We start from the raw sequence: 25,099 nt of genomic DNA, 5'->3' as shown, positions 1-25,099 counted from the left end.
CCTACTTTACATTCACTAACTGTTTAGCGAAAGTTGTCTTTAAAATGGTGATAATTTTATCGATTTCGTGGTAAGTAATAATATATGGCGGCATTAACATAATCCCCGTTGAGTATTGATTAAAGTATGGATAAACTAAAACACCTTCCTCTGCTAATTTCGTTGTAAAATCTAATATGTATGAAAAATCATTTTCCATTTTTAACTCGATTCCAATCATTAACCCAACACATCTTATATCGTGTACAAAGGAGCTTTCCGTTTGTAATTGTATTAATTTTTCATAAAAATAGGCGCTTTTTTCCTTCACAATTTCTCCGTATTGGTCCCTTTCTAGAATTTCCATCGTTTTGACTGCGGTTGCACAACAGACGGGATTTGCATTTTGAGTTGATAAATGGTTAATAAAATCCTCCTCACGAATCTTATCTGCAATTTTTTTATTCATAAGAACTGTTCCTAGCGGCAATACCCCATTATTTATGCCTTTAGATAAACATAATAGATCCGGAGTTATTTCCATATCGTGAAAGGCAAACTTCGGACCAGTACGATAAAAGCCCGTACTAATTTCATCAAATATTATTAGAACACCATACTGTTCACACAATTCCTTCAAACGTTTGAAATAAACATCAGGTATTTTCACAACACCGGCAACTCCTAATATTGGTTCCATTAAAAAGGCACTTAATTGTTCCCCATATGTAACAAAGAATTTTTCCAACGATTGTAGTGCGGCATTAGTCATCCCTTTTTCTGCAAACGGAATTGGCAAATAAGCAAATCCTTGAAGCATCGGTCCATACGGTTCGTAATATTCCCTGTCTACCCCAGTGGCCGTCATCGAACCGTAATATGTACCATGATAGGAAGAATCAAAAACTGCTATATACTTCTTCTTTTGTTTTCCTAGTGCTGATTGATGCCTTCTAGCTAGTTTAATAGCTAATTCTACAGCTTCTGAACCTGTGCAAGTGAACATCACTTTATGGTAATCCGCTTCTGTAAAATGGATTAATTTTTCTGCCAACTGATAGACAACTTCTGTGCTGCATGTCCATGGATTAATAAAACCAACTTTATTTAATTGATCTACTATTGCTCCATTAATTTCTTGGTTGCCATGTCCTAAAATAACATTCCATAATCCTGCAATACCATCAATTATTTCCTTATCGCCACTATAAACAGTCGCATTTTTTGCACCTGTAATTTGGACAATTTTCCCATAATCCTTCCTTGGTAAAATGGGGTGGATTAAGCTATCATATTTCACTAATCATATACCTCCATTCGGTTAGCAATGCCAATTTTTTTGAAAAGCTGGTCACCTATTACCAGTAATTTATCGAACATTTCTCTTTTCCAATGGTACTTTTCCAGCATAAAGTGATAAATATTTTCAACACTATCATTTAGCAAGATACCTTCAATGACTATTGCTAAAGGTCGATTAATTTTATAAAACTTTAATTCTTTATTAATATAAATATAATCCTCATCATGAAAGGAAAATATTAAACAGTCATTATAGTTGATTTCTTTTGTCAAAACGCGCTCTCTCTGATAAAATTTTTTTACTTTCGTTGTAGAAAAATATAGTGAGGCTTCGACATCATTTTTATTTTCTTTGTTATGAACAAAAGTCTTTAAAATGTTTCTTATTTTTACATAATCAGTGACAAATGATTGTTCTCTGCGAATGTTACAGTATTGTTCCTTTTCAAGGGATTCTGGCTGTAATCTTATACAAGTTGGACAGTTCAGGAGGGCTGGGCAATTTTTACATCCAGATTGAATAAAAGACTTTGTGAATTCACTTTCTATTAACCGACTTAATGATTGGTGATGTAATTCCGTATGGTTAAAGGAATAACAAATTGGGGAATCTAAGATCCTTTTTTGCTCACTTATTGCTAATCTTGTACCTGTTCTAAGTGAACACATTGATTTATCCGCCCACATACATTCATCTTTGAAACTAGGTATAATGTTTTTTATTTTCATCTGCCCTTTCGAAAAAGTATCCATCACCAGCTGGGAAAATACATCTAAATCCGCTTGATCATCAATTGTTAAAAATATTGGCTTATCTAATAATAAATCTTCTTTCCCAGCAGTAACATACCGATGCAATTTCATAAACACAAATGGTTGATTGTGAATATGTTGATTCAATTGAAGTTTCGCCGAAAAGTACTCCATTTGTTGTTGATTCTCTATGCGGATTTGCGCGATGCCAAACCAGTTATCGTCTTCTTCTTCCTCTTGCGAAATATAGGAAGAATTGATATTACTATTATTTAATAAGCTCATTTTTAATTCGGGGGAAAGGTTAGATTTATGTACAAAAAGATGTTTCACTTTTGTGTAATGATATGTGTGTGGATACAATCCTGTTAGAAACGTTCGAAAACCATTGATAAATGTGTCAAATGGGGGCACCTCCAAAAGTGGATACGGATGGTTATTGTTCTCAATCAAGAATATTTGATCTTCCATTTGATGTTCCTTTGCTAAACGGAGGATGTGATCAATTATTTTTGCATTTTTATCGGTTTTTGTTAGTAAAAATTGATGGAGACTATTACGTTTCATAAAAGAAAACCATTGAGAATATGATTGAAATACCATTTCTCGTAGTTTAGAATTAGGTGATTTTTCTGCTACCCTCATTTCAAATAAACCATTTGCGTCTTGAGTTATCGTTATCACAAATTGTAACTTTTCCATCACTTCCCCCCCTTTAATAAGGATGAGGGTGACTGAAAGTATTTCTCTTTACAGACACCCTCAGTTACATTTTCATCGTTCATATGCTAAAATAGCTAGTAAGAGATATTACATTAACTACACTAGTAATCACTTATTTCTTGTTGAAATGTATTTTTATATGCAAATCCGCATATACTACTAACAAGTGATTTAATATTGATACAACTGTTTTTGGAAGGGCAGTTACATCAATGCTACTAGGGTGGTAGTTAAATATCTCCCCGGGAGACTGATTATTGAACATGACTGTGTTCTTTAATCAGTCTTTGTCATTACGTACAACATGAGGAACAGCACGAGCTTGACCCACATGTGGAATATACTTTATCACCAGAGCTTCCACTTGATGCCGCTGTTTCTGGAAGGGCAGTTACATCATCAAGCTCAATTACTTCAAAATCTAAATCTAAATTTAATGTGTTCTCCATTTCCCTTTCACCTCCTTAAATATTCCGATAAACCGATACTCCAAATTACATTCATTACGTACAGCACGAGGAACAGCATGAGCTAGATCCACATGTGGAATATACTTTGTCGCCAGAGCTTCCACTTGATGCTGCTGTTTCTGGAAGGGCAGTTACATCATCAAGCTCAATTACTTCGAAGTCTAGGTCTAAGTTAAGTGCATTTTCCATTTGTTTCACCTCCTTTCAAGTTTACGTCTGTCCACAGATTGGACATTGATAATTTCGTCTAAGTAACTTATAGGAAATGCTGTTTGATTCGATTTTGAAGATAAATTGCTTACCTATAATACTTGAGAAATCGCTAGTATATCGGAAATACTCATCCATTAACAAATACAATATCTCCTCCTCTACAACATGATGAAAGTAGTTTTTAAGACTTTGCATAGTAAATATTACTGGATGATGTTCAATAACGCTTTCCTTAGTTTGGGAAAGACAACCGAGACATCCGTGAATAGTTGGTTTCAATCTTGGTCCAATGAATATTGACTTGTCCCATTCGTCCAATATAAATAGTAAAAGGTAATCTTTATCGTCAATTATCTCATGTATCATCTGTTGTTCTTCCAAAGTTAATTGATGATCTGCTAAAATAATAATCCAGCGAATTTGATTAGTGCGATTGTCTAGATATTTTTGTTGGTCCTGTAAATATGAGATCGTCCGGTTAGGAAATTTTTTCAATAAAGGATGATCCAAATAATTCGATGAGACGATAAAATGAAAATGAGTTGTTTCTAGCTGCATAGACAACGATTTGTATAGCTCAAACTGATCTCTAGGACTAATAATTGGATGAAATGAACGAAGCCTTTCCAATATCCATTCCCGGTTTATAAATAACTCCTCACTAATAAAAATGTTCCCCTTCAACTTATTGACTAGTTGTAGTAATGGTGCTTTTTCCTGTTGCTTTTGTAACATTAGTAAATAATCACCAATTTCTTTTCCTAACTCCCACTTATGAATGATATCTTTTTCAACATCACTAAATATTGACATGCTAATTTTATATTTAGGTTGATGTGATTTTTGATTTGTAATTTGCAAATAACCGTCCTTTATTTCAAAATAATAAAATGGATCGATTTTTACATACGTATTTATCTTTTGATCCATAAATTCAACGGCAGTCATTTAGTAGGCCACCTACTTTCACTTCACCCTAATGCAATCATGTATATACAGTTGCGATTATTTTCCGTAATATTTAAAAAATCTTCTACTTTATCATCATAAAAGGCACACATTGGCAAGGACTTTTTCTTTAAAAGTGTTGCCACGAGCTGAATATTTTGTCCGATATGACCTGCTTCAATCATGGCTAAGCGATAACTGAGTAAACCATATTTAGCAAAACTCCATTGATAGTTACCTACTAAAAAGGTTAAGATTTTTGTATTTTTAAAGGAAAATGTCCCTTCTAAATTTAGGCAAGTTAATGGAGAAAGATTATCTAAATCTTCAAGTGAACATTTCTCTTGATATAATTCTAGGTTTTGCTGGTCCCCAACGTATCGGTATAAGCCCTCTTGGATACCAAGTATGTCCTTAATATATAGGTGAATTTCTATTGGCAGCATTGCCCCGCCAGAAGGATACGTTCTTAACTTTTTCGTAATCCGTTGGACGTCCCCGTTTTTATTTGTGTATTCAAGCACTTTTTCGGCAGAAACACCAAAAGCTAAATTAATCCACAAGAAAAGTTCTTCTTTTGTCCATGTACTATCAAATTCAGACAATTCATATGAACGTCTGTTTAAAAAACATTGGGATCGAACGTCCAATGATTTCGTTAAGTCCTGAATGCTTGGTATCGGTATTGGTCGATTCCCCTCAGCCAACTGAGGCAGTGTTGGAAATTCATATTGATGATTTGGTCGCTTTTCTTCCCATAAGTCTTTCGTTAATTTCATCTCATCAACAAATCGATAAAGAAAATGCGGGTTAAAAAAAGGAAATTTTATTTGCGTTTTATATTCGCGCAATTTTTTCAAGCTTATCGACCTCGTTTTTCACTGCCTGATTAGGATAGTTTTTACTTATATATTCACTAATATAATATTCAACAAATGGTGAGATACCGAGACGATTATTCGTCATATGTATATGTGAAGCAACAATTCTATGAATATACAATTCATCATTGATAATCGTCCGTACATTATTTAATTCGAAAACCATTTTCGCAAAGTAGCTTTGGACAACTTGATTTGTCTTTAATGCTTCATAAAATTTTCCGATACTATTTTTATTAGCCGAAAACAAATGGAGCAAATCATTTGTCCTATTTCCCTCTACAAAAGGTTCCCAATATTGCTTATAAAAAGTCGCGTATTGTATTAAGTCTTCTTGCTCATCAAAACACAGTAGCTCTTCTATTAGCAATTTAGTTAAAGTTAAAGCTAGAATAAACTTTTTTGCAGAATCGGGTTTTGTTGCTTTTAGTAAATAACAAACTAACTGACTAGAATACATAAATATAGACTCAGAGTATTTTATGGACTCCGCTCCTCCATACCTTTCTATTTCCGGTACGTATGGGATACTTTTAATGGAGCGATTATCGAACCATGGAAGTTCCTCCATAGATTTTTTTTCACCATCAAACGGATGATTGGCATAATAATCTTCCTTTGTTAACACTTGTTCTATTGGGAGTGTCTTCCAAAATAATCGGACCTTTTCTTCTATTTTCTGACGAATCTCTTCATCCTTATCTTTTGGAAAGTACCTCAGCCGAATATGTGGTCCACCTTCCCAGTAGCGGATGAAAAACCATTTTTCAATAAGCTGTAAATCAACATATCGATTCATTTCATCATTAACTGTTAAAATGAGCGAATCATATTTCGTCATATCATGATAAAAAATGTGTAAAGCATTCCATTGTTCTTTCATACGTATCACCTTAAGGAAATGGATGTGGATATGGATTTATTTGGCTTTCTTGAATTGGTTTTTCTAATCGACTCGCTAAAACTGGACCATTTAATATTCGTTCTAAATTCATTCGGCGATATTGATGTCCAAACGTCATAGTTAACATTCCAGGCACAAATACTTTTACACAGCGAAGATCAAATGATTGAATAAAATCTCCAGATATATCAACAACATACACATCTTCATAATATTGATAAATTCGATTAAGCAGTTCCTGTAAATCTTTCGTTAAGTCCTTATTTTTGAACTGATTAGTCTCATACCAGGATGGATATAATTCTTTCAATGTTTTTTTGTCATTCGTATTCGTTAAGAAGCTTAACCTGTCCACCGCATTTGGATGGGCATAGAGTAATACATGGTCTTGAAATTCTGTTGCAAGATCTCCATCTTCAAACATTAAGTTTTTCCGTTTGACTAAGTGATCTTCACCAAATACTTTATTATAAACTGGGACGGAGGAAACAACTTCAATGAATGCGCTCATTAAGGCCTTTTCTGGATTAAAGTGGCAACCAGCAGCAGAATATGTTTTTACTACCGCATCTTCCCTTTCATTAATCATTAACGCCCACACCGAAGGAATTCCTAATTCCATTGTCGTATCAAAAAATCTTACTTCGTAACCGTCTTGTTTAATGATTTCATTAAGAATTCGAAAATCCTCGCCTAACTCGCTTATATCAATCTCTGTAAGTTGTAGCCTGTTATACCATGCGACTAAAAAATTATCCCGTTCAATTACTTCAAACAATCCATATAGAATTGCTTCTTCTAATGAAGAACCTAAAGCACAACCGTTAGATGTCTCATATACGAAACGTTTTGCATTATCTCTTGCCAATTCATCCTTGTAAAATACCATTTGCTCAGGTATAAGTAGTGGTTGTTCCTTCTTTAACGAATAACCCCATACCCAATGGAACTTTGTATCCTCTGTGTACTTGTGTAACCGGAAATGCTCATTCATATATTTTTCGTCATGCAAAGTTAGTTCTTGTGGATTAATAGCGAAATCCTTTACTTCATTGTAAGAAGCATAGATTTGACTAAATGATTTACGATTTACAACGTTCGAGTATCGTTCAAGTGCTTCTAAATAGGCAGATAGTTCAGAGCTATGGAAGTCAAATGTACGACCAAAGGCGCCTTCATTTTTCTCATGTTCAATGTAATTTTCTGTTCCAACCATCGGGACATATTTCGATTCCACTTCATAATAACTGTGCATTGTCTTTCCAGTTTTCAAATCTACCATTCGCCTTTTAAACTGTTTTGGGTCTAAATCCTCTCGAAGCCGATATGTCGTTAAAGATGGTTTGATGCGACTTTCAAAGGTAATTTGTGCTAACTCCTTAACATCATTTGGCAACTGGAAACAGGCAGAGCAGTATTCATTTTTATAAAGGTAATGATTGCGAATACTTGTAATCCCATCATTTATTTCTACAATATTATTTACTACCCTTTCCGGGTCAAAGAAAGCTGCCTGTAGCCAAGAAATAACTTCATAACAAACGATTTCAAGAAACTCTTGCCGCCAAATCAGTTGTTTTGTATCGACTAAGTCTAATAAATAGTTATAATTTGCATATACGAACATTAAATCATCCCGTTTATTAGCAGCTAAACGTTCATATAGACAGTGAATACAGCTACTGTTTTTATAATAAAACGGTCCGATTGTTGCTGTTTCAAATAGCAAATTAGCCCGAAAATAGGAAATTTGCTGGTCACGACAATGAGTTACTATTTGCTTTTCAAAGTCTAGTTCGAAATAATCAAATAAACAAAGCAATAGACTCCCAGTAGGAACTTGTTCTAAATTGTCTGCTAAAGTTACATGAATACCTTCCGAAGATGCAATAGTTTGAAAGGTTTGTTGTAATATCGAATTACGATTAAACAAATATACATTCGATAACATTTGTTTTCACCTCCCGTTATTTATGCTCTTTTCTACTTAAAGCGATTTTAAAACATTTTGTTTTTGTTTCTGTCAAAATATAGTTATATTTCCAAGGTGAATAAGTGACTGTTAGCCTGTTTTTCTCCAATACACTTTTCATTTCCTCAATACTACTAGTTACTTCCTCACTGAACAGATCGATCCATTTTTTTTCTTTATGTTCATCCACTTTTTTATTTGTTTGTTCATACGGAAAGCTATTTTGTATAATTTTTGCGTAAAACTGTTGAATGGTGTCTTCTAATAATAGTTTTATATTTGTACCGAATTGAGTCGTTTGAATATATCCATCAACGATCACTTGAACTTGGAACAACCGAAAATCTTTCATTTTTAGAACGGCAACTTCTATATTTTTAGTAAGTAAATCTGTTTCATGAATACTTAATAAAGTGTTAATCATTTTTGAGTTTATATCAAAATCGGTTAATATCTGGCATGACTGTTCTAATTGATCTGGCAAGCACTTTTTATAGTATTGAAATACTAGAGGGAGAATACCATTCTTATAAACATCTTCCTCATTGGAAACACATACCCACCTGGTGAAGTTTCTCGAATCTCCATTATTGTCTAAATTCAGAAAATCCCCCATTCCATATTTAAAAACATCAAAGAGCGCTTTTAATGGATGATCAGCACTAGTGATGGCAGTTCGCTCTTTTTCATCATTCACATACGTTAACATCGCTACCTTAAATGGTATTTGCTTTAAATGGGAGTAACCGTATTCTAGGAATATATAAGGTGTTTGTTTTATTATTTTTTTCATTGCATTGATTGGTTCATGGTAAAATTCAATAGGTTCAAAATCAAAAGCTTCCTTTTCCTTGCATTCTCCAACGGTACCTCTTTTATCATAGAATATATGTACTTTAGTAAAACGTTCCGGTTCATGGTCATTCATATAATAAACGCTTAATTTATCAGCATTTAATTCCTCTCTGAAACAATATTGAATAGATTTTTGCAAATTCATCGGTTCATGGATGGTCGTATTCCCTCTACTTACGATGAGCCGATTTTCCATAATAAATCCTAAAATTTCTGCGACAGTACCGATAAAAATATATGGAACAGTCTTTACCGGAATTACCGCTACTAACCTTTTATGTTGATTAAGCTTGCTTAATATCGATAGTAAGCGGCTATTATTAATCTCGTGTGTTTCTAAAAAATTTATAAATTCATAGGTTGGGTTTTCTAGTTGCTGTGTTGGTTGAATAGGGCTAATAAATTTGTTAATGAAACCATATAATTGAGGATGTTCTTTGGTGACTATGTGTCTTGTGGATATTGTTTTCTGTTTTATTTCTGGGAGTATATTCGTTAATGCCCTAATCGTATTTTCATCCTTTATTTGATAACGTTTATTTTTCGTCTTTACTAAAATCTTTTCATCGTTGTATGTTAGCCAAATATCCCCCTTAATCGTTTGATTCATATCAATTCTTCTCCTATCATTCTTTTGTTCCTATCTTTTGGTAAATATCATCACTTTCATATGTTGTGCCTCTTAATTGCTTTAAATCTAACCATGAAAATTGATAAAATTTCTCTGCCTCTGTGCTAATCACCTTACATAGTTTGTTTTTTTGTAAAGGTGAAATGTTAAGTAACGGAAACACTTGATACAGAAAATTAACTAGTAGCCGGTATGTGAGAAATCCTTTCGATTTAGAAAATTGAATAAAAGCATCTTCTGTGACAAATTCAGAATGAAAATTGCTTAATCTTTGTGAATGATTAAGAAATGCGGTGATGTCATGCGAATTATCAAAGTGAATTTGATTATCGTCTAAACCATTTTTAATTAAATTTTTAATATCGTTTGTTAAATGATCCCAATCTAATAGTGTTTTCCGATCATCTTGATAGTAATGAACAAATTGAAAGTCTACTGCCTCAATAAAATAAGAAAATTCTTCATTAATAAATGTACTCATTATGTCTGTCTGTGCGTTCATTTTCGCAAGAATTTGGTTACGCTTTTGCTCATTCATCAAATCAAGTTGAGCGAGAAATCCTTCATAGTGTGACTTAAATGAGAGGTTACCAAATTTGATCCCTTTTAAAATTTCCTTCCCATACACTATTTCAAAATGGCTTGCAGTAATAAGCATCAATTTTGCACTTAATAATTCCCGCTGTTTCTCATCTAATCTAGATAAGTATTGATAATTTTTAATAAAAAAATCGGTTTTAGCAATTTCAATTTGACTATATAACTCCCAATCATACACCGTTTTTATTTGGGAGATATCATAAGTTCCTGATTCAATCGTATGATTTAGTTTTAATGGCAAATATTTACCTTCAAATCGTTCCGCCTGAGCCAATCTTTCTGAAATCATTTCATACTTCCTATAGTCGGCATTTGTGCAGCTGTCTTCAAAACTTGCTAATTTATGCTTGATAACTTTAAATAGTTGCTCGTTCACTTCTTCACTCGATTCCGTTTCTGGACATTTATAGGAAACATGTAAATGAGGACCATTAACCCAGCCTTTCTTAATTATTTTATCTTCTAGGAAAGAAAACTCATGATGCAAAAGCTCTAATACTTGATAAAAGAATGTTTTTAAGTTTGTTGATTCATAAAGATACATTTTTATATATTGGAACTGCTGATTACTCATCATTTAACCCCTTTTGTTGTGTACTCTACTAATAATTCCTCAACATACTTTTCACTTGTATCTTCATGTTTAGGTAGCACTTCGGTCAATAAAAAGTATGGAGATGTATCAATCTCTTTTTTAAATAAGTTCCATAATAGCGGACTTGTAAAATCGATATACTGTGGTTTATCAAATACACCTGGCAGTGTATCTTCACCTTCCGCGTCCTCCGCTTGACCACCCATCTTTCGTAAAAATACCCGATGAGGAATGTTGTTATCTTTTAATAGTTTCAAGAGGTTTATTTGATCTTCCACATCATCCTCGCCAATCATATTTAACTGGGATGAGTTCACTAGCCAAGTCTTTCTACTTAAAACTAATTGATTATCTAAAATAATTCTTGGAAATGTTTTTATAGAAAAGTCTTGCACATTCTTTTGTAAAAAATCATCTAACAAAATAGTTCCAATGTCTCTGAATAGAACACCATTTGCTGATAATGCATGTAACATCGCGCTTATAGACGGAATTAATCTAGTCATTAGCGAACCTAAAAACAAAATATTTACCTTTTTCCCTTTGGCGAATACGTCAATTTTCTTCGTATTAGGGTTATATTGGATTTCCAGGTCCTCCCAACTATATATTGCCTCAAATCCACTCTCATCATTGATCCTACTGTTAGGAACATTAATCGAATATTCCGTAATTCTTGGACGAACATTTGCATTAAATCCATATGACTTATATATATCCATCACATTTCTTGAACGAATATTTTTTTCTATATACTGTGAAACCTCTTTATTATCCAATACACCTTCCATATTTTTTAGAAATCGTAAGTAGTAGGATAAATAACCACCGTACATATTATTTAAAACTAGAAAACCATCTCTTTCATCTTTTTGAATAAAAAAACTATTGGATTGAACATAATGACTTAAGTCCAAATTCATACTAGAAATTAATTCTTCTACGTATGCTTTACTAATATGGACAACATCCGAATTGCTCTCTGCTAAAGTCTTCAATTGTTGAATAAATCTATTCTTCGCTCGGTCTAACTGATTGATTTCTTCAATATTTGATGTTATTTCTGTCTCATTAAATTGATTTCCCCATATTTGCCCCGCATGTTCTAAAATGGCATTTAGCAATACTTCCATCACATCTTCATGCTCGTTGTCATGAAAAGCTACCCGCTTTTCTCCGTATTTCTCAAGCACAAATCTCCCTAGTATATACTGCAACCTTAAGACAGCATCAAATAAAACCGACAAACGTTGAAAGGTAACAAGTGTGTTATCTCTAGCATTCCACTCTGTCTGATCTATATATTTTTTTTGTTTTGTCAAGTAATCTTGGTAGAGTAATAGTTTCTCATCTAGAGGTGGCAAATGGACAGCTTGAGCAATCTGTTTAAATAAATCCGTTATCACTTCAAAGCTACGATAACTTTCTCTCACATCTAACTCATCAAACCGTTCTAATTCTTCATTTATTGCAACTAAGTTCCCGTGAACTTCTTTAATAACATTATCTTCTGCTAGTACATTTAATTTTTCTATTAGATGAATAAAATTTACTAGTATATCGTTATTTTGCTCCTCAAGGGCAATAGTTGGTTGGATAAAGTCATTAACTATTAATTTTGTTAAATATTGTAAGGCTTGGGAGCTGTTTATACCAATGATACTTAGACTCGACTCTAATTCTTGATAGCTAAACTTCTGCTTTCCTTTAAAATGTTCATATATATGCCCCATTACTGGATTTACCTTTATTTTCATTAGCGTATCGGCAGTCCGAAATATTTTTTTTCTTTTTAACGGCTGGTCAGCCAACGTAGTCCAATAGAAGATATTATCCATCATAGTTAATGTTTCATTAAAGCGAAAGGTCAATTTTTTCATTATTGCCGGTCTGAGTAATAATTTTTCAAAAACACGAAGGATATAGGCAATATTTATATTCGTAACCGTATAATCATGCCCGTTCTTGCTTTCGTTTCGCAGTGCGTCAGTAGTAAATGCACCAACACCTACCTTTGTTAATGTGCTGAAAGGACTTGTTTTTAGCGCACCTCTAGTTAATACCTTTAATAGCGTCGAGTCTAACTTTCTTTGTTTTACGCCATGTTTCTCAACTGGAATAGCGAAATAACTACGTGCTTTCTCCATAATTGTCGCCTGTATAAATTTCAAAGAATTCATTAGCGACGTTTCCTTAATGAATGCGTCATATAAATACGTACGTTCAGCAAACCTTTGATCCTCTAGTACACTTTCTATTTCCCTTCGTAAATGATGATTTCGTTCTAATTGGTTTCGTACTTGAACAGCTAATATATATAGATCGTATTGCTTTAACATTTGTTCCAATTTTTCCAGTTGATTCATCATGCGCGGTCTTAAGTTGAATACATCTCGTTTGAAATTGATTAACTGTTTCCGCTCGCGATCATCATTGACTAATTTTATTTTCCATTCGGCTTTCTCTATAAATTGTTCTACACTGTCTCCTAGTTCAATAGAGGAGTTGAAATATTCCGAAACTTTATCCGCAAGCATATTAGATCCAAACATATACGCATGCTGTGCTGGTATATTATTCACCCGGAATAGAAAGATTGGTAATTTATCGTAATTCATTTTAACAACTCCTAGATAGAAAAGTTCATCAATCCATAACCTCTATTCGGATTTTATCAATCATATTTAAAGAATCGGACCGACAAAAATGCAAAGATAACTGTCGTTGCCATTAAATAAATAAGATGGTAACTTTGCCAAATATCTCCACCAACCCAAGAAATTTGCAATACTTTAACAGCATGGGTTGTCGGTAAAATATTGGCTATTTTTTGCATGAAGTCTGGCATTAATTCAATTGGAAACGTAACACCACCTAAGAAGATGATGATGAAATATACAGCCATTGAAAGGGTTTGAGATGTTTTTGGATCGGTTGTTAAATTTCCAATAAATACCCCTATAAAATAACACATAATAAAGGATAAAAATAAAATCATACTAAACAGCAAAAGACTACGGCCTTCTAATCCTAGTGAATAACGAGTTGTTGCTACAATTACTAATAAAATTAATGTGAAAATAGCACAAAGTAGCTGAACTAAAAAGTTCGCCGTAATAAACTGACCACTTTTTACAGAGGCAAGTCGTAATCTTCTAAAAAAGTAAATACTTCTCATGTATGCAAAGCCAATACCGACATTACCTATTGCTAATACGACCACACTTAAAAATGCAAACATCGGAAATGAGTAATCAATTGGAGAAATTTCCATCCCATACAATTCCAATGTATTGTTACTAATCTCTGTTTGCATTATTAAGAAAAAAATCGGAGCAATGATACCAAATCCTAAAATAATCCAAGTTCTCGATAATTTCTTTAACTCTAATTCAAATAACGCATTTACTATATTCATACTTACCCCCTATGTTTATACGCTTTCTACAAAATATTCTTGTAAACTTCCGTAACGGGAACCTAATAGTTCTTGAGGTGTAGTCGTCTGCTCTACTTTTCCATCCTTTAGAACGACAACCTTATTACATAATTCTTCAACTTCGTCCATATAATGGCTGATCATAATTATTGTCTTCCCTTGATTGTTGAGCATTTTTAAATATTTTCTCATTTCATGTCTGCTGATTGCATCTAATGATGTAGTTAACTCGTCCAAAATTAGAAGATCTGGGTCATTTATTAAACTGAGGAGTATATTGAGTTTCTGCTTTTGACCGCCTGAGAGGGTTTTTATATATTGTTTTTTTACATCGGTTAATTCAAATCGTTCGAGTAATTCATCTACTTTTTTCTGTTCAACTTTATATATTTTTTTCCACAACTTACACATGTCTTGCACCTTTAGGCGATCGTCAAAATCTCCTGATTGTGTTTGCACACCGATTTTGTTATAAATCTTTTTTTCATCAAATCCATAGGAAATAGTACCGCCATCTTGCTTTAGTAGTTTACAAATGATATTGACTAATGTTGTTTTTCCAACCCCGTTTTTTCCGATAATAGCCAGAAAATCCCCTTTTTCTACGGTAAAAGTAACCCCTCTTAACACCTCTTTTTTACCATATTTTTTCGTAATGTTTTTTACCTGTAGCATCAATATGGATGACACCTCTTTCGACTTTTTGATAAATGCTGCACACTATTTGTTGTTGCTAAAGTTGAACACTCTTGTCATACATTATCATTCTATGAAAAATGGATTAACAAACTTTTTTGTAACACTAGTTTTATATATCCTATAATCACTATGATTAAACTACTTAATATTTAAAATTTTTTATTTCCCTATCATCTCCTAAAAGTTGCGAATATAATTATTATTTTTCGAATTTAGTATATCACAAAGTTTCACAAGCAAAAATAGGTATTATTCATTAATTTTAAAAATAGGGTCCATTATTTTTCATTCCTTAGTCCTATCTTATTTCTTGTTATTTACAAAAAGATGATAGATTTAAAAATAAGGTTATCTATTAAGTGGGATTTACTAAGCAGAGAATTTCTTCTACTAAGTACTCACTCATAGACAACCCTATTAGAAAGAGATGCTATTTTTATTGATAAACTAATTGTTGCGCAATGTCTTCTGCTGTGCGATTGTTTTGTCTGCCTTCTTTAAACACAACCTTATCTGATGTGATGCAATCCGTTACTGGGCAAACATTAATACATAGGTGACAGCCCACACATTTATCTTCTAAAATAGTTGGTTTTCTCGTATCACTGTCCCAAGCAATTGCTTGATGAGAACCGTCAAAGCAAGAAATGAAACATCTTCCACAACCGATACATTTATCATAATCTATTTTCGGGATAAGTTGGAAAGAACGGTCTAATTCTTCTGCTGGAATAACATTTTTCGTTGCAATTCCAACAAGTTCGTCTAAACTGTCTACTCCACGTTCTTCCATAAAATGACTTAAACCGTTAATCATATCTTCTACAATCCGGTATCCGTACTGCATAACAGATGTGGTAACTTGAACATTTCTGCAACCAAGGAGGATAAATTCAACTGCATCTTGCCATGTTTCGATCCCACCAATACCGCTTAATTGTTCTCCTTCTAGTTCTTCACATTGGGCAAGTTGTGTAATAAAGCGAAGAGCAACAGGTTTTACTGCGTTACCAGAGTAGCCAGAAATAGAAGATTTACCATTTACAACTGGTTTTCCTGTTAAATTATCTAAGTCAATGTTCGTAATACTTTTAATTGTATTGATTGCTGATATTCCTTTTGCACCAGCACGAGCCGCAGCTAATGCAGGTTCTTCCATTTTGCCAATATTCGGAGTCATTTTTGCAACTACTGGCAAATGAGTGTTGTCTACTACTACTTTCGTATATTTATAAACTAAGTCTGGATTTTGGCCAACGTCAGAACCCATTGCATGACTTGTCATTTGTGGACACGAAAAGTTCAGTTCTAGCATATCAGCTCCAGCAGCGGTAACTTCTCTTGCTAAAGTAGCCCATTCTTCCTCATTAGAACCCATAATACTAACACCAATTACTTTTGTTGGGTATTTCGCTTTTAATTGTTTAATTTCCTCCACGTTTTCTGCTAAAGAAAGCTCAGAAATTTGTTCCATATTTTTAAAGCCAACCCAAGGTGTTGTTTCTTTCGTTAAAATATCAAATCTCGGAGAACATTCATCCATTCCATTTATACCGACAGTTTTATAAAAAATACCTGCCCAACCAGCGTCTAACGCTTTTGAAATTTGCTCCGCATTATTACATACTGGAGAGGATGATAAAAAGAACGGATTTTCACAACGGACACCTAAAAAATCAATTGATAAGTCTTTTTTTGTCGCCATAGTCTTTCTTACCCCCTGAATGATTCCATAATTTTTGCAGCAGCTTCTTTTCCTTCGTTCACTGCTCGTACGACTGTGTCGCCACCATTTAACAAGTCTCCGCCGATGTACAGTCCTTCTTCTTCTTTGAAAGTCGAAGCATCTTCTCGAAGTTTTTGGCCAACAGCTAAAATCACTGTGTCGGCTGCAATTTCCATTGTGGATCCATTTGTCATATGTTCAAATTTCACTCGTTGTACTTTTCCATTACCGTTAAATTCTACTGGTTTGAATTCAGAAATCATTGGTACACCTAATTGGAAGACAAATTCCTTTTCTTGTTGAACAGCTGGTGCAGCTTCCAACGTTTCTACGAATACGTCGTAAATATGTGTAGCACCTAATAGTTTACTAGTTGCTGCACAGTCCATCGCAACGTCGCCACCACCAATGATTACTACGTTTCCAAGTTCCTTTACTTCGCCTCGATTAGTTCTTGCTTCACTTAAAAAGTCTATTGCAGTTACGACACCTTCCAAGTCTGCACCAGGTATTGGTAATGTTTTCGCACCCCACATCCCTGCACCGACAAAAACAGTATCATATTCGGTTCTTAGTTTAGCTAGTTCTTCTTTTGATACTTTATGATTTAATTCGAATTTCACACCTAATTTTTCTAATTGTGCAATGTCTTGATTCACTACTTGATCAGGCAAACGATAAGGCGGAATTAAATAACGGAGCATCCCTCCAGCTTCACTATGTTCATCATAGATTGTTACTTCTACCCCAGCTTTGGCAAGTTCTGCGGCACAGGCGAGACTTGCTGGACCTGCTCCAATACATGCAACCCGCTTATCTGTAAAAGTATCACCTTTTGTAAGGAATGTTTTATTTGTTAATCGTTCATGTTCCATAGCATATTGTTGCAATTTGCCAATTTCGATCGGTTTGTCAATGCCACAGCGACTACATGCTGCTTGACAAAGTCTTTCTTGTGGGCAAATTAAAGCACAACTTGCTCCAAGAATATTGTTTTCCCTAATCGTTTCCGCAGCTCCAGTAACATTTTTAAAACGAATACTACGAATGAAACTGCCTGGATCTGTTCCAGCAGGGCAGCCTTGGCTACAAGGTGCATCTTCACATAATAAACAACGAGAAGCTTCTTCCATCGCTCTCCGAAAATCATAAGCTTCTAACTGTTCTGGTTCATAAACCAAACTCTCTTTTTGCGCCATTATGAGATCCTCCTATTATCTTTCAATTTATAAATTAAGCAAAATTTGCTTATATACTATAACCATTTATTTCCTTTTATAAGTTACTTGACTTACAAATGTGTTAAACTACTTTCCCGCTTTGTTATCGACTTCTCATACCATGTGGAAAATTGTTTTGCCAATTGGGAACAAAGAAATCCTAATAGAGCACCACAAAGTAAGGATATTAATAAAATAATCCATTGACCTCCTGCAGCAAACGTTGAAAAGCAACCAACAAAAATTCCGGGAACATAATTAATTAGCTTCATTTTTCCAAGCAGGCACATGAGCGAAGTTACTATCCCACTGAAAATAGCTGCACTTTGCGGTATAGCAATGACACTTGACAACCAAAGTATTAATAAACCGCAACCAACTCCAGTAATATTACATAGAGCCGCTTTAACGAGACCATTTTTACCGCCTGTTCCGATTGCGAAAAATGTCGTGCATCCTGCAAAACCAGCCCAAGTCATTAAACCGACTGTTGGTGCGATAAATGCCCATAAGCCACATAAGAGACCACTTGCAAGTACAGAAGACATGATGTTATCTCCTCTCCAAACAAATAATAATTTCAAAAATATGGTTGTCTTATGATGCAGTTCTTAGAAGTACCATAGATTTCACATACACAATAATGTAAACGTTTACAAACAATTCAAATCTTAATATCTTGTTAATAGATGATACTTATTGCGAGTTTCCGTAAGTGAAAGAAAATTTTACTAAGATACCTCCTTTTTCTGAACTACAATTCTTATTGTAACATAACAAAATAAAGTTTGTGACAACCTTCACAAATTAATTGTGAAACTTTTTTGCAATTGAAAACCTTTCTTAATTAGGATGGAAGTATTGGGGATGGAAGTATTGGGGAAGTAAGATTGATTGATTGATTGAATGTGAATAATTGGTTGAAATATATTTTCGGAAACTTAATAGTATCGAATGTCGAAATTTGTAGAAAAAAAATAAAGGCTTTTGGTAGAAAAATGGCGAATATTTAAATCTATGGATAGGAAATGTATTGTCAAAGAAGTAGCTAGGAATAGGAAGTAAATAAAAGTAATTAGAAGGAGTGAAGGGATGAGTTTGGTAGCAATAATATTAATAGCAATAGGTCTAGCATCATCTATTTGGGGATTATTCCCAGTGTTATTCATATATCCTTTTAAGGACTGGGAGGCATCCAGCTATTGGTCTTATATTCTTACAAAAGATCCTGGGAGATGGTATTGGCAAATTGGATTAATTGTTATTTTGATAGGAATTTTTTTAGTTATGAAGGCAAGAAAATAAATTCTAAATCCTTTCCTCAATAAAAATCAGTTTGATAATTTTATAATCACAATGGACTACCTCCTTTTTCTCGGAAGTAGTCGTTTGATTAAGAAATAGTTCTACCTATGACAGTTTCTACTGCCAATTGCCCTATTTTATAAAATTAAACCTTCATATACTTTTTAACGTTTAATGTTTGAGCTAACGGGAAAAGCAATAATACTATAGAACTTACACAAATCAATAACATCCATTTTAATGAAAAATCCATCATGAATAAAAACAGCAAACTTAAAATGGTCCCACTTACACAAGCAATTCCAGCCCAAACTAATACTTCTTTTACCAAATGTGTGCGGATCATTTTCTTTGTCCAGCCAATGGTATGATACATTTGAAATTCCCTTTTTCGAGTATGGAAGATGGCATTCATTGCCTCGCTTACACTGATAAATGTTAGGAAAAGGGTTGCACCTAACACTAAAATATTTAAATAAAGTGATTGATTGATTGCAAATTCACCTAACGTTGTTTCCCTTGCTTCGAAAATAGACTGTATAATTGTAGTAACTTGAATACCAACTAGCACTACGGATGTAATTAATACAATCATTACAGGAATTATTAAATGACGATAATGGAAAATGCTTGCCCATTTTTTATATCCGATGACTCTTTTAGCTGAAGTCTTTTTATTTGCAAATATAATTTGAACAAATATGATGGTAAAAACCCATAATATTATAGGAAAAATGTAAATATATTGGTGAACTTGCAGGTTCAAAAATGATAGGAACAGAACACTAACTATGATTGCCGTTGTTAACAGCATCATTTGTTCAAAACTGTTCTTCAGCCTTATATGCTTTTGATGCCATCCAATCATATGAAGTAATTGGTTCTCTTCTGTTAGAGCATTCCTTTCATATAGAATGCGTGATGCGAACCATGCGACACCAAAAAATGCAAATAAAACTGTATTGATAAGGGCAGTACTATTCCAGCTAGTGGTTAGTGATTGGGCAATTCCTAAAGTCGTCCAAGAAGACGTTACAAGGCCAATCCCTTCCACATCCATTTCCAGTTTTTTAAATGAAGATCCTGCTACTATATCGACTTCATAGCCTTTACTTAATAAATCCTTCGCTACACGTTCAATCTTTTTTTGACCTTCTGCATTATAGGATTCGATACCTGCAACCCTTATTCTAATAGCATCTATCGGTTTATCCCCTTTAATAATTTCTGCTGCCTCAATGGTAGTCACACCTGCTGCAGGAGCTGAAATAAAGCTTCCAGGATTCGTGGTTGTCGTTAATGGCGTCCCATCAGAAGTGATTACTTCCTCCGGTGCATATATACCTAATGGACTTGATGTTAATAGTTTTTCCTCTAAAGGAACTGAAAAGGTACCCATTTGCCAAATAATAAAAGGTGCAGAATAGTCATGTGTATCTAAATAACTAAACCCATGCTCAGTCACTTTTTTATATAAAGGCGGTTCACCATCTTCTACTTTTTTTACTCTAATAGTATCATTTGATAATTTATAATCGATTTTTGATGCCGTATAATAAATTCCCGTGTCATTTTGTAACGAACCTCCCTGACCTGCTTCAACCTGAAAATTATTGGTAATTGTTACATAGTTTCCGTTGAATGGCTGTTGAGATGTACTTAAATCAATAAAGTATTTGTTTGTTGATGCTGCTGGTTCAGAATTAAGTTCATTTTCTAGAGTTTCAAAATCGTTTTCCTCAACAAAATAAATTGGGTCTTCAGGACGAACACCGTATTTCGTTTTATACTCTGATAAAGATACCTCAAGTTTATCAACATTCAAAGATAGATAAAGAGGAATACTTAGGTCACTTCTCTGTAAAACTGGGATCATTGGCGGATTCCCTCTATCAATTAACCAATGTTTTAAAGCGTCAGCATCAGGAGCCTCATCAATTGGTTTATTTAAATCACTAAAATCAATACCAGTCAATTTATTTTCACTTTCCACATCGACAGCAACTAACAAATAATAATTTTCAGGCATCCATGGACTCATTCTAACGACCGCATCCCAGTTATCGGTAAAATACTCAACCCATTCCCCGTGCTCTCCTTTATAATATTCAAAATATGTTGCTGTATTTTCTTCCCCTAGTGGATAATAATGAATCCCATCTGATGTAAGAAATTGCCAAGTAAATCTAGCAGGATAATCTAAGTGAGGTAGCCCAACTGAAGTCCCATTTCCAGCAAAGTATCCTAAGGAAGCAACTGGAGCAGCTATTTCAATATCGGGGTTTGCTTTAATCTCACTCCATTCGGCAAGAGAAATGCCTCCAAAGCTATCACCAATATAATTTTCCTCCACTACTCCCAGTTCCTTTTCAATATTTGTTCGTGATTCGGATGGACGAACTAGTATGTCGTAGGAGCCTCGCCCATATTCTTCAATTGTCATTTCGACTGATAGTTTGGACTCCTGGGAAAAGTGAATACCTAGAGGGACAATTACAAAAATACAAACCATCGCCAAAATTGTGGTAATAGTATATAATTTACGATGCTTTATCCTTTTTAATGCTAGTCTCACTCGGATCATTTCATCAGCTCCATCGTTTGCAATTCCCCATTTTTTAGATAAAAACACATGTCTCCAAGGTTGGCCACTTCTATATCATGGGTAACAATAATAATGGTTTGTCCGCTCATTTTTATTTGATTCAATAAATTCGTGATTTGATTACGTGTTTCTAAGTCCAAATTCCCTGTTGGCTCATCGCAAAATAGAAGCTTTGGTTCAGCGATTAAGGAGCGCGCGATGGCAACACGTTGTCTTTCTCCGCCCGATAAATAATCTGGGAGTCTACCATACAAACTCTCAACAATACCAACTTCGTTTAATAATTTTTTTGCTCTTTCTTCCAATGATTTTACATCCATGTCATGAATAATAGGCAACATAACATTATCTAAAACTGTGTAATGGGGAAGAAGTTTAAAATCTTGAAAAATAAATCCAATATTTTTCCGTCTGAAGTTACTTAGTTCTCTTTGATTTAATTCATAGAGATTAACCCCTTCAAAACAGACCTTTCCTTCATCTGGCTTTAGCAAACCTGACAGACAATTTAACAAGGTAGTCTTACCTGTACCTGATGGTCCGACAATGCTATACCATTTTCCTTTTTCAATACTCATATTTATATTATTTAATATAATTTTAGATTCATTTCTATTTTTAAAGGTTTTTTTCAAATTATATGTATTAAGCATTGTTCTTTCTCCTTATAATCTTGTTACTAACTCTTCATTTATGGAAAAAATACCCTACCAAATAGACAGGGTATTCTTTTGTGTTTATTTTTATTATCGTCTTAATGTAATACTTCCCGACATTGATCTAGATTCATGAACACCAGAAACTGAAAACGAATCATAAAACTTTCTTTCTGTGCTGTTTAAACGCTCATATGTTGTTGGCTCCGTCTTAGTTGAGAAACTTGTAAAAGAAGTTCCTCTATAGTGATACTTACCATGTCCATCTATATAAGTAACTTTGTAGTATGTTGTATCTGAATCATACCAACTTAATGTTCTTGTAAAATTCGATAGTTTGGATGTGTAATATACTGGATGCTGATTCCCCATGCCAATTTCTAACGGTATCCATGCTGCGGATGCACTAAAAGCTCCAAAAATAAAGAATAAACCCAATATTAAACTTGCGGTAAACGGTACTTTTTACTTCTTAAAATTCAAAACATATTCCTCCTTAATTATTTAAAATAGAGATACATTCATTGAAGTTTAAGTAAAATACAGTTAACAATTTTGTAAGTTTTATATTTGAGCAATTTGGTTAACACTATGCTCTAGGTTTAAATCTTTTACATCCAATAACAAGGGCCCTTAGTTACAATTATAGCAAAAAGTGTAAAATTGTCAATAATTTTACTATATTCACTTACATCTATATATTTAAACTATTATATTTGTACGATATATTTTTTAGTTTATGAGTATTCATCATTGGGTTAAAATTCTATCCCTCTTAACAAACAATTTTTTCTTAACTAGTTTTTTCCATCAATACATTTTTAAATTGGTAAATATAATCCTGCTAATGAAGCTATACTAGTATTTCATGAGTTAATGAAATGGAACCAAAATGTAATATTTTTGTTTGATCAATTAGTTCGAATTTTATTTCTTCTTTAGTTAACATCATATCTGCACCAGGATTTCGATAAAAACTAAATGAACGTTCTCCATTTTCATCCAAATGAACAAATGCTAAAGTTGTATTCGTATCCTTTGAAAATACTAAACCACTAGTGTTTATATTAGCTTCATTTAATATGCTCTTTAAAAAACATCCAAATTGGTTATTTCCTACTTTGCCAATAATAGATGTTCTTTTACCTAGCCTTGCCACAGCTGCTAATACATTTGCAGGTGCACCACCCGGGTTTTGTTCAAATAAAGGTACTCCATTGGCGGATTTACCGGATTGTGTAAAATCAATTAGTAGTACTCCAATAGCTGTAACATTATACATAGTATTTACCTCATTTCTATTTCACACAAATATCCCATTTTGTAATTGTAAATTCCACCTCTCCATCGGAGAATAACTCAATCCCATTGCTATTTAATGAAGGATATATAGTAGTAGTCATTGTTTTTATACCTCCATTTATAAAAAGTTCAACACTTGCACTGTCTAAAAATAGCCTTAAATCTAATTGCCCTTGTTCTAGTGATACTTTTGTGGCAAATGTCGAAATTTGTAGAAAAAAAAATAAAGGCTTTTGGTAGAAAAATGGCGAATATTTAAATCTATGGATAGGAAATGTATTGTCAAAGAAGTAGCTAGGAATAGGAAGTAAATAAAAGTAATTAGAAGGAGTGATGAGATGAGTTTGGTAGCAATAATATTAATAGCGATAGGTCTAGTATCATCTATTTGGGGATTATTCCCAGTGTTATTCATATATCCTTTTAAGGACTGGGAGGCATCCAGCTATTGGTCTTATATTCTTTTAAAAGATCCTGGGAGATGGTATTGGCAAGTTGGATTAATTGTTATTTTGATAGGAATTTTTTTAGTTATGAAGGCAAGAAAATAAATTCTAATAAAGAAATTTCGAACTAGCGTTGATGCTATTTATCTTATAATGAAAAGACTGTGCTTAATTGTCAAATTATAGAAAACATATTGCTCAAAATTAATTTGGCAAGCATACAAAAATGGTGCTAATAAAGATTTAAAACACTCTCTACCATTAATTATTACTCCTTTTGATTTTGTAGATCATGCTTCAAAAAATAATCATTCAGTTGTTTGGTCAAGTGGCTGGTAGAAATTGAATAGCATATACATCTAACTGAATTGCATTTTTGCTTTTAATAGACTCATATTAATTACTTTCATTTCCTGTAAGCAAAGATTTGATAAATAAAAGCTAATAATTATTTTACTATCCTATCCCCCACCGCATAGTTGGTTCAAATGCGGTGGTTTAATTTACTTTATTGCACAAAAATTTTACATTAAAATAAAACTTGACCACTCTTAACACTATATCCCTCATCATTGAGTATATCGAGAAATTTATGATTCGGGGGAGAAAAAAGCATGAGCTGTCGGGCTCGCTTCCAACGCCTGCTAAGAATCGAACACTACAGTCGATGGCAAACCACTATCGCTGTGACTCATTGGATGAATTTTATTAGGAAATTGCTTTTCTTAAAGTTCTGAACTAATTTGCACTTATCGATACTAAGATGAGGGACTAAAGATGGGAGACTGTGCCCAAAACGCCTTCCAACGGCGATAACGGACCGTTCTACACCATTTCCTCGAAAAAGTGTCCGTTACAACGGGTGATAACGGAGC

Annotated in this window: 23 protein-coding genes; 2 read left to right on the top strand and 21 right to left on the bottom strand. The window is 33.7% G+C overall.

The features are described from left to right. Position 1: 1 nt before the first annotated feature. The 16 genes from BN1242_RS05765 to BN1242_RS05700 all read right to left on the bottom strand — a co-directional run bounded on the left by BN1242_RS05765 (position 2) and on the right by BN1242_RS05700 (position 18,458). Positions 2-1,279, bottom strand: coding sequence for an aminotransferase family protein (locus BN1242_RS05765; RefSeq protein WP_062352664.1), 1,278 nt, complete (start codon positions 1,277-1,279; stop codon positions 2-4). Continuing rightward, positions 1,279-2,736, bottom strand: a complete 1,458-nt coding sequence (locus BN1242_RS05760; RefSeq protein ID WP_062352661.1) for a hypothetical protein — start codon at positions 2,734-2,736, stop codon at positions 1,279-1,281. The genes BN1242_RS05765 and BN1242_RS05760 overlap by 1 nt, the downstream gene beginning before the upstream one ends. Positions 2,737-3,050: 314 nt before the next feature. After that, the gene (locus BN1242_RS13165; RefSeq protein ID WP_072136173.1) at positions 3,051-3,206 is read right to left on the bottom strand and encodes a thiazolylpeptide-type bacteriocin; all 156 of its coding nucleotides are present in this window, start codon (positions 3,204-3,206) and stop codon (positions 3,051-3,053) included. Positions 3,207-3,260: 54 nt separating this feature from the next. Then, positions 3,261-3,416, bottom strand: coding sequence for a thiazolylpeptide-type bacteriocin (locus tag BN1242_RS13160; protein WP_072136172.1), 156 nt, complete (start codon positions 3,414-3,416; stop codon positions 3,261-3,263). 21 nt (positions 3,417-3,437) lie between these two features. After that, positions 3,438-4,388 (bottom strand): hypothetical protein, encoded by a 951-nt coding sequence (locus tag BN1242_RS05755; RefSeq protein ID WP_062352658.1) that lies wholly within the window; start codon positions 4,386-4,388, stop codon positions 3,438-3,440. 23 nt (positions 4,389-4,411) lie between these two features. Beyond that, positions 4,412-5,248 (bottom strand): SagB/ThcOx family dehydrogenase, encoded by an 837-nt coding sequence (locus tag BN1242_RS05750; protein WP_062352655.1) that lies wholly within the window; start codon positions 5,246-5,248, stop codon positions 4,412-4,414. After that, positions 5,226-6,152 (bottom strand): thiopeptide-type bacteriocin biosynthesis protein, encoded by a 927-nt coding sequence (locus BN1242_RS05745; RefSeq protein ID WP_062352652.1) that lies wholly within the window; start codon positions 6,150-6,152, stop codon positions 5,226-5,228. Before BN1242_RS05745 ends, BN1242_RS05750 begins: the two co-directional genes overlap by 23 nt. Positions 6,153-6,162: 10 nt before the next feature. Continuing rightward, on the bottom strand, positions 6,163-8,124 hold the full coding sequence (locus BN1242_RS05740) for a TOMM precursor leader peptide-binding protein (RefSeq protein WP_062352649.1): 1,962 nt from the start codon (positions 8,122-8,124) through the stop codon (positions 6,163-6,165). 16 nt (positions 8,125-8,140) lie between these two features. Continuing rightward, positions 8,141-9,610 (bottom strand): hypothetical protein, encoded by a 1,470-nt coding sequence (locus BN1242_RS05735; RefSeq protein WP_062352647.1) that lies wholly within the window; start codon positions 9,608-9,610, stop codon positions 8,141-8,143. A gap of 16 nt (positions 9,611-9,626) precedes the next feature. Further along, positions 9,627-10,805, bottom strand: coding sequence for a hypothetical protein (locus BN1242_RS05730; protein ID WP_062352644.1), 1,179 nt, complete (start codon positions 10,803-10,805; stop codon positions 9,627-9,629). Next, the gene (locus BN1242_RS05725) at positions 10,805-13,444 is read right to left on the bottom strand and encodes a lantibiotic dehydratase (protein ID WP_062352641.1); all 2,640 of its coding nucleotides are present in this window, start codon (positions 13,442-13,444) and stop codon (positions 10,805-10,807) included. Before BN1242_RS05725 ends, BN1242_RS05730 begins: the two co-directional genes overlap by 1 nt. A 56-nt stretch (positions 13,445-13,500) precedes the next feature. Further along, positions 13,501-14,244, bottom strand: a complete 744-nt coding sequence (locus BN1242_RS05720) for an ABC transporter permease (protein ID WP_062352638.1) — start codon at positions 14,242-14,244, stop codon at positions 13,501-13,503. Between the two features lie 15 nt (positions 14,245-14,259). Next, positions 14,260-14,940 carry an ABC transporter ATP-binding protein gene (locus BN1242_RS05715; protein WP_238985098.1) on the bottom strand — a complete coding sequence of 227 codons (681 nt, stop codon included), beginning with the start codon at positions 14,938-14,940 and terminating at the stop codon, positions 14,260-14,262. A gap of 460 nt (positions 14,941-15,400) precedes the next feature. After that, entirely contained in the window at positions 15,401-16,669 is a 1,269-nt protein-coding gene (gene preA / locus BN1242_RS05710) for an NAD-dependent dihydropyrimidine dehydrogenase subunit PreA (RefSeq protein ID WP_062352632.1), read from the bottom strand. 8 nt (positions 16,670-16,677) lie between these two features. Beyond that, positions 16,678-17,889 (bottom strand): FAD-dependent oxidoreductase, encoded by a 1,212-nt coding sequence (locus BN1242_RS05705; RefSeq protein WP_062352629.1) that lies wholly within the window; start codon positions 17,887-17,889, stop codon positions 16,678-16,680. A 92-nt stretch (positions 17,890-17,981) separates the two neighbouring features. Beyond that, on the bottom strand, positions 17,982-18,458 hold the full coding sequence (locus tag BN1242_RS05700) for a DUF1097 domain-containing protein (RefSeq protein ID WP_062352626.1): 477 nt from the start codon (positions 18,456-18,458) through the stop codon (positions 17,982-17,984). A gap of 544 nt (positions 18,459-19,002) precedes the next feature. Between BN1242_RS05700 and BN1242_RS05695 the strand changes: the two genes are divergently transcribed. Continuing rightward, entirely contained in the window at positions 19,003-19,215 is a 213-nt protein-coding gene (locus tag BN1242_RS05695; RefSeq protein ID WP_062352624.1) for a hypothetical protein, read from the top strand. A 145-nt stretch (positions 19,216-19,360) separates the two neighbouring features. On the opposite strand, the gene BN1242_RS05690 is transcribed toward BN1242_RS05695, so the two are convergent. From BN1242_RS05690 to BN1242_RS13765, 5 genes are all read right to left on the bottom strand, one after another. Then, positions 19,361-21,799, bottom strand: coding sequence for an ABC transporter permease (locus BN1242_RS05690; protein WP_158661049.1), 2,439 nt, complete (start codon positions 21,797-21,799; stop codon positions 19,361-19,363). Beyond that, the gene (locus tag BN1242_RS05685; protein ID WP_062352620.1) at positions 21,796-22,473 is read right to left on the bottom strand and encodes an ABC transporter ATP-binding protein; all 678 of its coding nucleotides are present in this window, start codon (positions 22,471-22,473) and stop codon (positions 21,796-21,798) included. Before BN1242_RS05685 ends, BN1242_RS05690 begins: the two co-directional genes overlap by 4 nt. A gap of 93 nt (positions 22,474-22,566) precedes the next feature. Further along, entirely contained in the window at positions 22,567-22,914 is a 348-nt protein-coding gene (locus BN1242_RS05680) for a hypothetical protein (protein ID WP_062352618.1), read from the bottom strand. Between the two features lie 415 nt (positions 22,915-23,329). Beyond that, entirely contained in the window at positions 23,330-23,758 is a 429-nt protein-coding gene (locus BN1242_RS05675) for a PfkB family carbohydrate kinase (protein WP_062352616.1), read from the bottom strand. A gap of 16 nt (positions 23,759-23,774) precedes the next feature. Next, entirely contained in the window at positions 23,775-23,987 is a 213-nt protein-coding gene (locus BN1242_RS13765; RefSeq protein WP_238985097.1) for a glycoside hydrolase family 32 C-terminal domain-containing protein, read from the bottom strand. A gap of 129 nt (positions 23,988-24,116) precedes the next feature. Here BN1242_RS13765 and BN1242_RS05670 point away from each other — a divergent pair, with 129 nt between their 5' ends. After that, a complete protein-coding gene (locus BN1242_RS05670; RefSeq protein WP_062352613.1) occupies positions 24,117-24,329 on the top strand; it encodes a hypothetical protein in 213 nt (70 codons plus the stop codon). Positions 24,330-25,099: the final 770 nt, after the last annotated feature.

Source organism: Bacillus kwashiorkori, assembly GCF_001375515.1.
Classification (GTDB): domain Bacteria; phylum Bacillota; class Bacilli; order Bacillales; family Caldibacillaceae; genus Bacillus_BK; species Bacillus_BK kwashiorkori.
The sequence above is the reverse complement of the archived record's forward strand: the minus strand, read 5'-3'. Positions and strand labels throughout refer to the sequence as shown.

Excerpts from the sequence above, each read along its gene's own strand:
- BN1242_RS05760 (WP_062352661.1), bottom strand. The coding sequence starts at position 2,736 with ATGGAAAAGTTACAATTTGTGATAACGATAACTCAAGACGCAAATGGT.
- BN1242_RS13165 (WP_072136173.1), bottom strand. The coding sequence starts at position 3,206 with ATGGAGAACACATTAAATTTAGATTTAGATTTTGAAGTAATTGAGCTT.
- BN1242_RS13160 (WP_072136172.1), bottom strand. The coding sequence starts at position 3,416 with ATGGAAAATGCACTTAACTTAGACCTAGACTTCGAAGTAATTGAGCTT.
- BN1242_RS05755 (WP_062352658.1), bottom strand. The coding sequence starts at position 4,388 with ATGACTGCCGTTGAATTTATGGATCAAAAGATAAATACGTATGTAAAA.
- BN1242_RS05745 (WP_062352652.1), bottom strand. The coding sequence starts at position 6,152 with ATGAAAGAACAATGGAATGCTTTACACATTTTTTATCATGATATGACG.
- BN1242_RS05740 (WP_062352649.1), bottom strand. The coding sequence starts at position 8,124 with ATGTTATCGAATGTATATTTGTTTAATCGTAATTCGATATTACAACAA.
- BN1242_RS05735 (WP_062352647.1), bottom strand. The coding sequence starts at position 9,610 with ATGAATCAAACGATTAAGGGGGATATTTGGCTAACATACAACGATGAA.
- BN1242_RS05730 (WP_062352644.1), bottom strand. The coding sequence starts at position 10,805 with ATGAGTAATCAGCAGTTCCAATATATAAAAATGTATCTTTATGAATCA.
- BN1242_RS05725 (WP_062352641.1), bottom strand. The coding sequence starts at position 13,444 with ATGAATTACGATAAATTACCAATCTTTCTATTCCGGGTGAATAATATA.
- BN1242_RS05720 (WP_062352638.1), bottom strand. The coding sequence starts at position 14,244 with ATGAATATAGTAAATGCGTTATTTGAATTAGAGTTAAAGAAATTATCG.
- BN1242_RS05715 (WP_238985098.1), bottom strand. The coding sequence starts at position 14,940 with ATGCTACAGGTAAAAAACATTACGAAAAAATATGGTAAAAAAGAGGTG.
- preA (WP_062352632.1), bottom strand. The coding sequence starts at position 16,669 with ATGGCGACAAAAAAAGACTTATCAATTGATTTTTTAGGTGTCCGTTGT.
- BN1242_RS05705 (WP_062352629.1), bottom strand. The coding sequence starts at position 17,889 with ATGGCGCAAAAAGAGAGTTTGGTTTATGAACCAGAACAGTTAGAAGCT.
- BN1242_RS05700 (WP_062352626.1), bottom strand. The coding sequence starts at position 18,458 with ATGTCTTCTGTACTTGCAAGTGGTCTCTTATGTGGCTTATGGGCATTT.
- BN1242_RS05695 (WP_062352624.1), top strand. The coding sequence starts at position 19,003 with ATGAGTTTGGTAGCAATAATATTAATAGCAATAGGTCTAGCATCATCT.
- BN1242_RS05690 (WP_158661049.1), bottom strand. The coding sequence starts at position 21,799 with ATGATCCGAGTGAGACTAGCATTAAAAAGGATAAAGCATCGTAAATTA.
- BN1242_RS05685 (WP_062352620.1), bottom strand. The coding sequence starts at position 22,473 with ATGCTTAATACATATAATTTGAAAAAAACCTTTAAAAATAGAAATGAA.
- BN1242_RS05675 (WP_062352616.1), bottom strand. The coding sequence starts at position 23,758 with ATGTATAATGTTACAGCTATTGGAGTACTACTAATTGATTTTACACAA.
- BN1242_RS05670 (WP_062352613.1), top strand. The coding sequence starts at position 24,117 with ATGAGTTTGGTAGCAATAATATTAATAGCGATAGGTCTAGTATCATCT.